Raw genomic sequence first — 12783 nt, forward strand, 5'->3', positions numbered from 1 at the left:
CTACTTCGCGGAGGCTTTTTTCCAGCGTTCGATGAGGGCGGCACCGGCTCCGGCACGCAGGCCGCTCCGGGCGCGTTCGACCGCGTCACGCATGCGATCGACGAAGTCGCGCGGCGTCACGGGAGCGTCCAAGCCCTCCCAGGCCAGAATCCCGGCCGCAGCGTTGAGAGCGACCGCGTCGCGCACGGGCTGCGGGCCTGCTCCCGCAAGCACGTCGCGGGCGACCGCGGCGTTGTCCTGCGCCTCGCCCCCGGCGAGGTCGTCGATCGTGCAGGCTGCCATTCCCAGGGCCGAGCGCGCGTCAAACTCGGTGGGGGTGACGTTTCCGTCGGCGACGATCCACACCTGATTGAGGTCCGCGGTGGTCAGCTCGTCCAGTCCGGTGTGGGCCCCGCGGAACACGAGGGCCGAGGCGCCGCGCGAGGCGTACACGCCGGCCATGAGGCGGGCGTTGTCCTCACGGGCTGACCCGATCGCGCACGCCTGTACGCGCGCGGGGTTGGTGAGCGGACCAAGGATGTTGAAGACGGTCGGGAAACCGATGGAACGCCGCACGGGAGCCGCAAAACGCATGGAGGGGTGCATGTGGTTGGCGAACAGGAAAGCGATACCCACCTGCTCGAACACCCGGCGCAGAGTCGCCGCATCACCGTTCAGGTTGATACCCAGCGCCTCCAAGACATCGGCGGACCCCGACTGGGAGGTCGACGCACGGTTGCCGTGCTTGACGACCGGAACGCCCAGGGCGGCCACGAGGACGGCCGCCATGGTGGAGATGTTGACGGTCTTGTGTCCGTCTCCGCCGGTGCCGACGATGTCCAGGGCGCGGCTCGGCAGGTCCACGGTCAGGGCGTGATCCCGCATGGCGTCCGCGAGACCGTGGATCTCCTCGACAGTGGCTCCCTTCATGGCCATCGCCGTAAGGAAGGAAGCCAGCCTTGCTTCACCGAGCTCTCCGCTCATCACCTGATCCATGAGCCAATAGGACTGGCCGTAGTCGAGGGCCTGCCCGCGCAACGCGGACGCGATGATGGGACCCCACTGGCGCTCGCTCATCAGTGAGCTCCCGCGAGCACGTCGGCGAGGGTTTCCTGAAGAATGATCGGATCCAACGGGTCGGCGACCGTGGCCGCAGCGCCGGCCCACGTGGCGAGCCAGTCGTCCTGGACTCGGGCGGTCAGGAAGATCACCGGGGGCACGTCGTCGCGGGTCTCGCGCAGGTCCTGGGCGACCGACATGCCGCCTTCCTTCTTGGCTTCCGCGTCGAGGATGAGCGCCGCAAAGTCCTGTGCGTCAACGGCGTCGCGCACCCCGAACGCCGTGGCTGCCTCCACCCACTCGATGCGCGGCGTGTCCTTGGAGGCGCGCAGCCCGATGCCGTTCATGACGGCGCGACGCTTGTGTGAATCGTCACTAAAGACGAGGACTTTGACGGATGTGTCGCTCATGGCTTCTCCTTGCGTGGGTCGGTGAGTTCGACGCGATGGCACCCATTCTAACGGCATGCGGGCGGCTCCCTCACCCGGGAAACCGCCCGCATCGCGATACTGACGCCTCTGGCTCTACTCGATGGAGGAAGTCCCCACGATGTCGACGACGAAGACGTTGGCCTGGGCCTGGCCGTCCGACTGCCCGGATCCTTGGATCGGGGCAACGACGAGCAGACGCGAACCGATCGTGTAGCCGGTCAGTTCCGCCGATCCGACGGGAGCCTCAAGCGGGCTCTGGGCCCACGAGGATTGGGTCTGTCCGTTGGCGCCGAATCCGCCGACCACCTGCTTGTACAGGACGGTCTGGCTGGCCTCGAGGGGATCTCCCGCGCCCTTGTAGATCGTGTAGATCTTCTGCTCGGTCGGCACGGGAGCGCTCTCGTCGATCGTCAGGGTCGGCTCCACGCCGGCGTCTCCGGCGACCGTGATGCCCTCGGGCAGCTCCTCACCCGTCGCGACGCCGCTGCTCAGCACCGATGGATCGGCAATGTTCTGGCGTCCCACGCCGAGGATGTCCACGACGAAGACGAGGGTTGAGTTCGCCGGGATAGTGCCCTTGGCTTGGCTTCCGTAGCCCAGGGATGCGGGGATGACGACCTCGAGGCGGTCCCCGACGCGGGCGTGCGCGAGCCCGTAGGTCCAGCCCTTGACCACCTGGGTGAGCGAGAACTCGGCCGGTTCGCCGCGCTCATAGGAGGAGTCAAAAACGGTGCCGTTCCACAGGGCTCCGACGTAGTTGACCTTGACCTTTGCTCCGGGGCACACGATCGCGCCGTCCCCGGCGGACAGCGTCTTGACCAGGGCCTTCGTCGTCGGCTCGGCGCCCGTGCCCGCGGCGATGACGGGCTTGTCCTCACCCGTGACGTCGGGGAAGCTCCCACTTGCGCTGCGATCAACGTTTGCGTCCTGCTCGGCCGAATCATCGGTGGCGCAGGCGGAGTAGTCGATCGATGCGGGCGAGGAAGTCGAGGACGTGGAGGAGGCGTTCGAGCATGCCGCCAGGGAGAGGGCAAGCGTGGCGGATCCAACGAGGGCGCCGAGGCGGCGCAGGGAGAACTTCATAGGTGCGTGGTCTTTCGGCTCAGTGGAAGGATTCGCCGCAGGCGCAGGTATTCTGGGCGTTCGGGTTGTCGATCGTGAAGCCCTGACGTTCGATGGTGTCGGCAAAGTCGATCGTCGCTCCGCTCAGGTAGGGAACGCTCATGCGATCAACGACGACCTCGACGCCGTCGAAGGAACGCACGGCGTCCCCGTCGAGGCTCCGATCGTCGAAGTAGAGCTGGTAGATCAGGCCGGAGCAACCGCCCGGCTGGACGGCGATGCGCAGGCGCAGGTCGTCGCGCCCCTCCTGTTCGAGGAGGCTCTTGACCTTCGCAGCAGCGACGTCGGTGAGGGTAACCTCGTGGGCGGGGGCCTGAGTTGTTGACTCGGACATGACACTCCTAACGGTCATGAATAGACGTATGCGCTTGACACACTACTCCCCCGCCCCCGCCCGGCGCGAGGGGTGGGCTGCGCGCTCAGCGTAACCAGGTGCGCGCGATCCGACGTCCCGCGTCCTCGAGCGTGATCGATCCCTCTGTTTCGAAGACTCCGTGCAGGCCCCACTGTGCTCTCTCGACATGCGACAGGGACGAGCGCCGGGTGAGGCCGACGACGGGAAGAGCTCGGGTGGCGGCGGCGTTCGTCAGCGCGTCCACGGTCGATTCTGCGAGGAGGGGCGAGGCCAACTCGGGTTCCGCGACGAGCAGGAGGTCCGCCTCCTCCAGCTGCGCCTCGAGGGGTGTCAGGCGCGCCAGCAGGTCGCCCGTCGCCACAATGCGTCCGCCGATTGCGGCCACGACCGCGCCGACGCCTCCGCCGGCACCGGAACCGTACGCCCGGGCGGGGTGAACCTGCGGACCCGCGAAGAGCTCGCGGCGATGCGGGCGTCGCGCGAACGCGCGGGTGAGCAGCGCCGTCGTCTCGGTGTCCTGCTCGTCGACGGCGGACAGATCGGGTGCGACGGCCAACACCGAGTCAAGCCCGAGGAGCGGGCGCGCGGTCGAGGCCGAACAGATGAGGTCGACTCCCGTGCACGACACGAACTCCTCGGCCGCGTTCAGCGCGTCCTCCAGGGAGGAGTCGGAGGCGTGCACGGCTGGCGTTGCGAGCAATCCGGAAAGGAAACCAAGCCCGTAGTCGGGGTGTTCGCCGTGACCGCCCTCAACGACAACCGTGCCACCTGAAGCCGCATGTTCGCGCACGAGGGAGCCGTAGTGCCTCGTCGAGGACGCGCCGAGGGGTACCCGCACGAACGAGGCGGACGAGGAGGAGGCGACGACGGCCTCGTCCCAGGTCGGCCCCGGACCGAAGGGCAGCGCAAAGACGCGGGCGCGCGGCGCGACGTCAAGAATCCCGCGGCGTATCTCCTCCAGGGCTCCCCCGCTACGGCGCTCTCCGTTACCGTCCCAGCGGCCGGCGACAACGACTTTCTTCACAGGCGAGACACGCGCTCCAGGAGCAGCGCCTCGGCAAGAATCGCAGCCTTGAGGTCGGGGATGGACTGAGACTCGTCCTCCGAGTGAGCGTTCGTGAGCGGATCCTCCACTCCCGTGACGACGACCTGGGCGTCCGGGAAGATGCGCTGGAAATCGGCGATGAAGGGGATCGATCCGCCGACGCCGATGTTGACCGACGGAACGCCCCAGGCCTCGGTCAGGGCCTCGTGGAGAGCCGCCGTGACCGGCGAATCCATGTCCGCCTGGTATCCGGCCCCCGCCTCCTCTCGCGTCACCTCGACCCGAGCGCCAAAGGGCGCGTGAGAGAGGAGATAGTCGACGAGTCGATCCTGCGCCTGGCTCGGGTCCATGCCCGGGACCGTTCGCATCGAGAGGCGGAACCGCGTGTGCGGCGCAATCGTGTTCGAGGCGTTGGCCACGGGGCGGGCGTCAAAGCCAATCACCGAGATCGCGGGCTTCGTCCAGATCCGGGCCGCGATGTCACCCGAGCCGGCCAGCTCCATGCCCTCGACCATGCCGGCGGCCTCACGCAGCTCATCTTCGGGCCAATCAACATCGGCGTGATCGGAGCCGCCCAGACCGGGCACAGCCACGTCCCCGCGCTCGTCGAAGAGGGAGGAGATGAGCATGGATGAGATCGTCACCGAATCCAGGAGCGGACCGCCAAAGGCTCCGGAATGAACGGCGTGATCGGCGACCGTCACGTCAACCGTGACGATCGCGTTACCGCGCAGCGTCGTGGTGAGCGCGGGCTCCCCCGGCTTCCAGTTCGACGAGTCGGTCACGACGATCACGTCGGCCGCGAGCTCGTCGCGGTGGGCATCCAGGAACGCCGTGAAGGACGGGGAGCCGATCTCCTCCTCGCCCTCGATGAAGACGACGACGTTGACCGGCAGGTCCTCGCCCAGGATACGCAGGGAGCCGAGGTGCACGACCACTCCCGCCCCGTCGTCGGAGCTTCCGCGCCCGTAGATTCGATCCCCGCGCACCTGCGCCCTGTAGGGGTCCAGGGTCCATCGATCCAGTTCGCCGACGGGCTGCACGTCGTGGTGGGCGTACAGCAGCACGGTCGGCGCGCCCTCGATCCGAGGGCTTCGCGCGACGACGGCGGGCTTGCCCGGCGTTCCGTCCGCGGCCGTCTCACTCAGCACCCGGGCGTGCATGCCCAGGGCCTCAAGGCGTTCGCGCAGGTGGGCGGCGCTGCGCTCCACGTCGGCAGCATGCGCCGGGTCGGAGGAGACCGAGGGAATCGCGACGAGCTGGGTGAGCTCCTCCAGCAGCGATGGGAAGACCTCCTCCAGGCGTTCCTTCAGGACGGACGACGACAGAGCATGTGAAGTATCAGCCATACGCCCAGGGTAGACCATGGAAGTGCGAGGCGGCGGGGCTTTCCGCTAGCCTTGAAGCGTGTTTGGACGAAGCAAGAAGAACGGCGAGGACGAATCGGCTCACGCCGCGCAGGCCTCGACGACGCCCACCGGCAAGAAAGGGCGGCCCACGCCGAAGCGCAAGGCGGCCGAGGCGGCCCGCATTCATCCCCTGGTGCCCGCCGATCGCAAGGAGGCCAAGCGCGCGGCACGAGCCAAGCGCAACGCCCGCTACGATGCGGAGCAGCGCGCCCTCATCACCGGTGAGGAGAAGTTCCTGCCGGCGCGAGACAAGGGACGTGCCCGCCGCTACGTGCGCGATTACGTCGACGCGCGCCGATCGTTTGCCGAGTGGATCATGGCACTCATGATGGTCTCGATCATCCTGCTGCTCGGGCTGTCGACCTTCGCCAACCGGGTGCCGCTGCAGTGGCAGGCCTACATGCTCTACGGTTCCTCGATCCTCATGTACGGTTCCTTCATCGTGACGGCCGTCGAAGCCATCGTCGTGTGGCGCAAGATTAAACGCCTCTTCTCGGCCAGCCACCCCCGCGAGGACATTCCCAGCGGCACCGGCTACTACACGTTTTCACGCATGATCATGCCGCGCCGCTGGCGTTCGCCGCGCCCCCAGGTCGCCCGGGGAGAGTTCCCCGCGTAGGCCCGCGCTCGCGTGCCCAGTCCCGGATCCCATCCACAGGGGTCCGGGACTCTTCTGTGTTGCCCACAGGCGCCTTCACCGCCTCTGCGCGGCGCACAGGCGGGGCCCACGGCCCCTTTCTCGAAAGCGTTGAGGCCACATGCTGGGAACAGCGGCACTTTGCGCCGCACCGTTTGGAAAGGACCCAGCCCATGCGTACGCTCACCGCCTCGACCATCCCTCTTCCCCAGGATTCGCCCCGCCACGACCCACCAGCAGATCGCGCCGCCCCGGTGACCGCCCCCTCATCCCAGGGAAGCAACCACTCGCCTCGCACTACCGCAGGCGCCGACGTCCAATTCGAGGAGGACCACCCGCGAGACGGGCTCTACGGACCCATGCACTGGCTGGACGACCGTGGCATCACCGCGCTGCTGGCTCCATACGTCAGCGAGGGATGGGGCGGCGACGACTACGCTCGCATCGGGGGCCTGGAGGGCGCAGACGCCAGGCGCCTCCTGTCCCTCTTGCCTCGCCTTGCACGCGGCGACCGGCAGAACAACGCGCCCACCATCGCCACCCTCCTGCGCGCGGCCGCCAGCGTCGACGGACTCACCCTTGAGGGCTACATGATACGCGCTCCGAGGAGGGACGAGAGAGTCAGCATCGACACGGTGTGCGTGCCCGAGTCGGCAATCAGCGCCATCACGGGCTCGCCCGCGCCCGAGCAAGCGTGCCCCAGCTACCTCCATTGGCTCGCTCTCGCCCGGGTCCTCGCGGTGCCTGCCGACGCTCCTGCGCCGGACGAGATTCGCTTCCTCACCAGAACCGGCTCGTCCGAGCGCTGGTGGTGGGCATGGTGGGACTAATCATCTACCCTAGGAGTCATGATCCGACGCGCGTACAACTGGGTATTCACACACTTTATCTCCCTCACCGACCCGGAGCAGGCACACCACCTGGGTCTCGGCCTCATCTCCCGTGCGGGACGATGCGCTCCCACGCGCTCCCTCATGCGGGCCACCCTTGGGCACCTCGATCCCCTCCGTCGCCCCACGCGCACCGTCGATGGCGCCGAAGTACCCCTCACGCTCGGCCAGCGCGTTCTTCCCTCGCGGCTCGGGCTGGCGGCCGGCATGGACAAGGATGCGGAGGCCGTGCTGGGCATGAGCGCCCTCGGCTTCGCGTTCGTCGAGATCGGCACGGTCACGCCGCGTCCCCAGCCGGGCAACGAGGCCCCTCGCCTGTGGCGGCTCATGGACGAGCGTGGGCTGCGTAACCGCATGGGCTTCAACAATGCCGGGGCCGACGCCGCCGCAGCGAATCTGCGGGCCCTGCGTGCCACCCCCGCGGGGCGCGCCGCGATCGTGGGAGCAAACATCGGCAAGAACAAGCTCACCGCGGAGGAGGACGCAAGCGCCGACTACGAGTACTGCGCGAAGGTCCTGGCTCGCTGGGTGGACTTCGTCGTCGTCAACGTCTCCTCGCCCAATACGCCGGGCCTGCGAGACCTGCAGTCCGTGGACCAGCTGCGTCCCATTCTCACGGCGGCACGGTGCGGCTGCGAGGCGGGTGCCCCCGACCGCTCCATGCCACTCTTCGTCAAGATTGCCCCCGACCTCGCCGACGAGGACATCGTGGCGATCGTTGAACTCACCAAGGAGCTCGGACTCGCTGGCGTGGTCGCCACCAACACGACGATCGACCACGATCTGGGACCGGGCGGGGTCTCGGGCGCACCGCTGCTCGGCCGTGCCCTCGAGGTGATCTCACTGGTGGCGGCTCACCTGGACGACTCCCAGATCCTCATTGGCACGGGCGGCGTGTCCTCCCAGGCCGACGCCCTGCGCATGATCGGGGCTGGGGCGGACCTCGTCGAGGCATTCTCCGCCTTCATCTTCGAGGGACCGTCGTGGCCAGGAGAGGTCTCCCGCGCCCTCCAGCGCTCCTGAGAGGCACGCAATGATCATCGAGCTGGCGCACGCCGACCTGCGCGAGGACCCGCGCCTGACCGACTACACGCGACTCAAGGACGTGAAGCTGCGCTCCCGCATCGAACCCGAGCGTGGGCTCTACATGGCGGAGTCGGCCACCGTCATCGAGCGCGCCATTGCCGCGGGCCATCGGCCTCGTTCCTTCCTGGTCAGCGCACGGTGGCTTCCCACCCTGCGCCCGCTCATCGCCGCGGCAACCGGATCGTTCGAAGACGGGGAGGTTCCCGTGTTCGTTGCCCCGGAAGAGGTCTTGGAACGCATGACGGGCTTTCATCTGCATCGCGGCGCGTTGGCCGCCATGCAGCGCCCCCAGCTTCCCTCGGTGGTGCAGCTCCTGACGAGTGCCCAGCCCCCGCAGCCGACCCGCCGCGTCGTCGTCCTGGAGAACCTGGTGGATCACACCAACGTGGGAGCGGCATTCCGCAGCGCCGCGGCGCTCGGGATCGACGCGGTGCTGGTCACGCCCTCGTGTGCAGATCCCCTGTATCGGCGCTCCGTCCGCGTCTCGATGGGGACCGTGTTTCAGGTTCCGTGGACTCGCCTCGAATCGTGGCCCGGCGACATCGCGCTCCTGCGTGATGCGGGATTCACTCTCGCCTCCCTGGCCCTGTGCGAAGACTCCATCTCACTGGACGACTTCGCCGCCCTCCCCGCCCTGCGCGGCCCCGATGCGCGCCTGGCGATCGTGATGGGAACCGAGGGGCATGGCCTGGGCAAGCACACGATCGCGGCCTCCGACTACACCGTGAAGATTCCGATGGACCACGGAGTCGATTCGCTCAACGTGGCGGCCGCCTCAGCGGTGGTGTTCTGGGCAACGCGAGGCGTCGGAGCCTAGGCGCCCCGTCGCGAAGAGGCGGAAGAGGCCGGGGCCGCTCCCCCGGCCCCGGCCTCGATGATGCGCATCTTTGGCGTCACCTCACGGCGGCCACGATCTCGTCGATGACGTCCACACACTCCTCCCAACCGGACACGCCACGGGTCGCGTAGCCCGCGGCCTTGACGGGATAGTCGTTGCCCTCGGGGTCGAGCCGATCCCCGACGAAGAGCATCTCGGAGGCGGCAATGCCCGTCTCCTCCACGAGCTTGCCCATTCCGTACGCTTTGTCGATGCCGCGCGTCGTGACATCAACCGAGGTCGACCCTCCTCCCCGCACGTCCAGTTCCGGAACGTCGGGCGCGACGGCGTCGCGCAGGGCGGCCTTCTTCGTCCCATCCGGATCCCACGCCCGCTTGGCCTCCAGTGGTGCCTCCTGCCCCAGCGCGGAGAAGGTGATCTGCGAGCCGCGATCCTCGATGATGTTGCCCCACGGGTTGGACTCCCACAGGCCGAGCTCACGCGCGTGGCGCTCAAGCGAGGCGATCGCGCGGGCAGCCACCTCGGGATCCAAGTCGTGAGCGTAGCGCTCAACCCACGCGCCGCCCTCGAAGCGGTAGTAGCGAGTTCCACAGGTGGGCATCAGGTGCAGACGAGAGAGTTCCTCGTCCGTTGCGTGCAGGTTGTCGAGCACCTGGGCGCGGAACTGGCCCATCTGGCCGCCGGAAATGATGCACACTTCCACGTGATCCAACAGGGAACGCAGAGCCACATCCATGCGTGCGGGCAGCGGCGACTTCGAGGGTGCCAGGGTGTCGTCGAGATCAAAGGCTACGAGCTTCACGATCTCCCCCTACCGCTTCGCGGCTGCAGTGGCATCGATAGCGCGCTGCGCGGCCTCGGTCTCCTCGTCGGTGGGCACCGACAGGACCTGCAGCAGGACGACCGAGGCGACAAGTCCACCCCAGACGAGCAGAATCGTCAGGATCATCAGAGCAATAGCGGGAGCGGTCACTGGGCATCTCCTTCGGTCGAAGCAATTGCGTCGGCGTCATCCGCGAGAATCTGGGTGACCGTCGCGTGGGTGTCTACCGTGCGGTGCCTCCACGGGATGAAGGTAAAGATCAGGGCGGCGATGACGGCGATTGCAACCGCGCCCCATCCGAAGACCATCACGTAGCCGCTCGGGTAGTCTTCGTATCCCTTCGTCACGAGATCGACGACGGACATGGCCATCATGATGAAGAGGACGAGGGGGATGACGATGCCGACGAGGGGCTCCCAAACCTTGGGGACCTTCACGCTGGACACCGAGTTGAGGTGGGCACGCAGGGCTCCCAGGCGGGGTCCAGCCACCGCGCACAGAACGGCGAACATGATCGCGGAGGAGACCACGCCGATCGAGTTGATGAAGTTGTCGACGATGTCGAGGTTGTTGAGCCCGGAGCGCGTGCCGAACAGCGCGAGGGAGATCACGGTGGCGGGAACACCCAGGACGAGGGCCGAGCGGGCGGGCGACCAGCCGAACTTGTCCTGCAGGCCGCCGGAGACCACCTGGAGCAGGGACAGCAGCGAGGTGACGCCGGCCAGGACCAGGGAGGAGAAGAAGAGGACACCGAAAATGGGGCCGCCGGGCATCATCGAAATGATCTGCGGGAAGGTCACAAAGGACAGGATCGGACCGGTCAGACCCTCAACCTTGGCGACGGCGACGCCCTGCTGGTGGGCCATGAAGCCGACGGCGCCGAACACGCCGATGCCCGCGAGGATCTCGAAGGAGGAGTTCGCGAAGCCGGCGACGAGCGCTGTGCCCGTCAGGTTCGACTTGGGCTTGAGGTAGGAGGCGTAGGTCAGCATGATGCCAAATCCCACGGACAGCGAGTAGAAGATCTGCGCGAAGGCCGCCAGCCACACCTTGGGGTCGGCCAGCGCCGCCCAGTTCGGGGTGAAGAAGGCATTGAGGCCTTCGACGGCACCGGGCAGGAAGAGGGCGCGCACGACGAGCGCGAGGAAGAGGACGATGAGGAGGGGCAGGAAGATCTTGTTCGCCGCCTCGACGCCCTTGGACAGTCCGCGGCCGATGACGAGCAGCACGAGGACCCACACGAGGGCGAGCGGGATCATCACGGACCACGCGGGGGCCCAGGAGAAGGTGTTGCCGGGGACTTTCTCGAGGAAGGACTCCAGGAAGAAGCTCGTCGGATCGCCACCCCAGGCCTCGTTCACGGAGTAGATTGTGTACTGCACGCCCCACGCGAGGACAGCACCGTAGTAGACCATGATGACGAAGCAGACGAAGGTCTGGAACCAGCCGATGAACTCGCCGCCGCCGATGATCTTTCGCAGCGCCCACGGCGGTGAACCCCGGAACTTGTGTCCGACCGCGTAGTCGAGCCAGAGCATCGGAATGCCGACGAATACCAGGGCGACCAGGTACGGGATCAGGAAGGCGCCGCCGCCGTTGGAGTAGGAGACGCCGGGGAAGCGCCAGATGTTGCCCAGTCCGATCGCGGAGCCGATGGCCGCCAGGAGGAAGCCGGTCTGGCCGCTCCACGAGTCGCGCGCGCGGGGCGCGGGGCTGGATGCGGAGGATGACATTGGGTGAGTTCCTTGCGTTCGTGTGTATTCGGGATAATTCCCAGTCAGACTAGGACCCGCGAACGCCGATGTCAGCAAAAGTCCACGATATAGGATGTTCCGCGTGCGGAGCGCGCCGCCTGGCCCGTCATCACGTCGGCTCCCGGCCCCCACTCCGTGGCGCAATCGACGCGAAGGCCCGCGCATCGAAGGGGCAGCCACGCTCTCCCATCAACGCCAGGTGGCGTAGGCCTCGTCCACTTTCGTCAAGGCGGAGGCGATCGCCATGTGCATGTCGAGGTATTGGTAGGAGCCGAGTCTGCCACCGAAGAGAACACGATCCTCGCCTGCCGCCATCTCGCGGTACGCGGCCAGGGTCGCACGATCCGACGGGGACGCGATCGGGTAGTACGGTTCGTCGCCGCGGCGCGCGAAGCGGGAGTACTCGCGCTGGATGATCGTGTTGGTCGCGTCCTTGCGGTCTCGTTCGGGGTGCAGGTGAGCGAACTCGTGGATGCGCGTGAAGGGGACGCACTGATCGGAGTAGTTCATGACCGAACACCCCTGGAAGTCGGGCACATCAACGACCTCGGTCTCGAAGTCGAGGGTGCGCCATCCCAGCTGCCCGGCCTCGTAGTCGAAGTACCGATCGATCGCGCCGGTGTAGACGACCGGGACCTGCCCCACGGTTGCTCGCTTGGAGAAAGCGGAGGAGTCGTCGAAGAAGTCCACCCCCGTGTGGACGCTGATGCGCGGGTGATCCACCATGTTCGCGATCCACGCCCCGTACCCGTGGAGAGGCAGCCCCTCGTAGCGGTCCTGGAAGTAGCGGTTCTCGTAGGTGAATCGCACGGGAAGCCGCGTGATGATCGAGGCGTCAAGCTCACGCGGGTCGGTCTGCCACTGCTTGGCGGTGTAGCCCGCGATGAACGCGTCGTAGAGGGGACGCCCAATGAGGCTGACCGCCTTGTCCTCCAGGTTGCGCGGCTCACCCGAGACTTCGGCGGCCTGGCGCGCAATCAGCGAGCGAGCCTCGTCCGGGGAGTAGGCGGCACCGAAGAACTGGTTGATCGTCCCCAGGTTGATCGGCAGCGGGTAGACGACGCCCCGGTAGTTGGCGTACACGCGGTGACGGTAGTCGTTGAAGGACGTGAAGCGGTTCACGTAGCTCCACACGCGCTCGTTCGACGTGTGGAACAGGTGAGTGCCGTAGCGGTGGACCTCCACCCCGGTGGCCTCGTCGATCGAGGAGTACGCGTTGCCGCCGATGTGATCGCGGCGCTCAATGACGGTCACGTCCATGCCGTAGCGTTCCGCCGCCTCACGGGCAACCGTCAGGCCGAAGAAACCAGAACCAACAACGAGCAGATCCACGTTGCTCCCCTTTCGCGCTGTTG

Annotated in this window: 14 protein-coding genes; 4 read left to right on the forward strand and 10 right to left on the reverse strand. The window is 67.2% G+C overall.

Annotated elements, in window-relative coordinates; translation table 11 throughout:
- The 6 genes from trpD to HMPREF9006_RS02255 all read right to left on the reverse strand — a co-directional run bounded on the left by trpD (window position 1) and on the right by HMPREF9006_RS02255 (window position 5340).
- The gene (gene trpD, locus HMPREF9006_RS02230; RefSeq protein ID WP_009211909.1) at window positions 1–1056 is read right to left on the reverse strand and encodes an anthranilate phosphoribosyltransferase; all 1056 of its coding nucleotides are present in this window, start codon (window positions 1054–1056) and stop codon (window positions 1–3) included.
- Entirely contained in the window at window positions 1056–1448 is a 393-nt protein-coding gene (locus HMPREF9006_RS02235) for a response regulator (RefSeq protein WP_009211910.1), read from the reverse strand. The genes trpD and HMPREF9006_RS02235 overlap by 1 nt, the downstream gene beginning before the upstream one ends.
- Before the next feature lie 114 nt (window positions 1449–1562).
- Window positions 1563–2552: an FKBP-type peptidyl-prolyl cis-trans isomerase gene (locus HMPREF9006_RS02240; RefSeq protein WP_009211911.1), complete on the reverse strand. Its 990-nt coding sequence runs from the start codon at window positions 2550–2552 to the stop codon at window positions 1563–1565.
- A gap of 19 nt (window positions 2553–2571) precedes the next feature.
- Complete coding sequence (gene erpA / locus HMPREF9006_RS02245; protein WP_034230869.1) at window positions 2572–2925, reverse strand: iron-sulfur cluster insertion protein ErpA; 354 nt, start codon at window positions 2923–2925, stop codon at window positions 2572–2574.
- An 85-nt stretch (window positions 2926–3010) separates the two neighbouring features.
- Window positions 3011–3970: a glycerate kinase gene (locus HMPREF9006_RS02250; protein WP_009211913.1), complete on the reverse strand. Its 960-nt coding sequence runs from the start codon at window positions 3968–3970 to the stop codon at window positions 3011–3013.
- On the reverse strand, window positions 3967–5340 hold the full coding sequence (locus HMPREF9006_RS02255) for a M20/M25/M40 family metallo-hydrolase (RefSeq protein WP_198002534.1): 1374 nt from the start codon (window positions 5338–5340) through the stop codon (window positions 3967–3969). Before HMPREF9006_RS02255 ends, HMPREF9006_RS02250 begins: the two co-directional genes overlap by 4 nt.
- 58 nt (window positions 5341–5398) lie before the next feature.
- Between HMPREF9006_RS02255 and HMPREF9006_RS02260 the strand changes: the two genes are divergently transcribed.
- From HMPREF9006_RS02260 to HMPREF9006_RS02275, 4 genes are all read left to right on the forward strand, one after another.
- Window positions 5399–6019: a DUF3043 domain-containing protein gene (locus HMPREF9006_RS02260; RefSeq protein WP_009211915.1), complete on the forward strand. Its 621-nt coding sequence runs from the start codon at window positions 5399–5401 to the stop codon at window positions 6017–6019.
- A gap of 191 nt (window positions 6020–6210) precedes the next feature.
- Window positions 6211–6867, forward strand: coding sequence for a hypothetical protein (locus HMPREF9006_RS02265; protein WP_009211916.1), 657 nt, complete (start codon window positions 6211–6213; stop codon window positions 6865–6867).
- An 18-nt stretch (window positions 6868–6885) separates the two neighbouring features.
- Window positions 6886–7950 carry a quinone-dependent dihydroorotate dehydrogenase gene (locus HMPREF9006_RS02270; RefSeq protein ID WP_009211917.1) on the forward strand — a complete coding sequence of 355 codons (1065 nt, stop codon included), beginning with the start codon at window positions 6886–6888 and terminating at the stop codon, window positions 7948–7950.
- A gap of 10 nt (window positions 7951–7960) precedes the next feature.
- Window positions 7961–8830 (forward strand): TrmH family RNA methyltransferase, encoded by an 870-nt coding sequence (locus tag HMPREF9006_RS02275; protein ID WP_009211918.1) that lies wholly within the window; start codon window positions 7961–7963, stop codon window positions 8828–8830.
- Between the two features lie 76 nt (window positions 8831–8906).
- On the opposite strand, the gene HMPREF9006_RS02280 is transcribed toward HMPREF9006_RS02275, so the two are convergent.
- The 4 genes from HMPREF9006_RS02280 to glf all read right to left on the reverse strand — a co-directional run bounded on the left by HMPREF9006_RS02280 (window position 8907) and on the right by glf (window position 12760).
- Window positions 8907–9653, reverse strand: a complete 747-nt coding sequence (locus HMPREF9006_RS02280; RefSeq protein WP_009211919.1) for an HAD-IIB family hydrolase — start codon at window positions 9651–9653, stop codon at window positions 8907–8909.
- Window positions 9654–9662: 9 nt separating this feature from the next.
- Entirely contained in the window at window positions 9663–9824 is a 162-nt protein-coding gene (locus tag HMPREF9006_RS10205) for a methionine/alanine import family NSS transporter small subunit (RefSeq protein WP_009211920.1), read from the reverse strand.
- A complete protein-coding gene (locus HMPREF9006_RS02285) occupies window positions 9821–11407 on the reverse strand; it encodes a sodium-dependent transporter (protein ID WP_009211921.1) in 1587 nt (528 codons plus the stop codon). Before HMPREF9006_RS02285 ends, HMPREF9006_RS10205 begins: the two co-directional genes overlap by 4 nt.
- Window positions 11408–11617: 210 nt before the next feature.
- Complete coding sequence (gene glf / locus HMPREF9006_RS02290; protein ID WP_034230873.1) at window positions 11618–12760, reverse strand: UDP-galactopyranose mutase; 1143 nt, start codon at window positions 12758–12760, stop codon at window positions 11618–11620.
- Window positions 12761–12783: the final 23 nt, after the last annotated feature.

The sequence above is a fragment of the Actinomyces sp. oral taxon 180 str. F0310 genome (assembly GCF_000185285.1).
Classification (GTDB): Bacteria; Actinomycetota; Actinomycetes; order Actinomycetales; family Actinomycetaceae; genus Pauljensenia.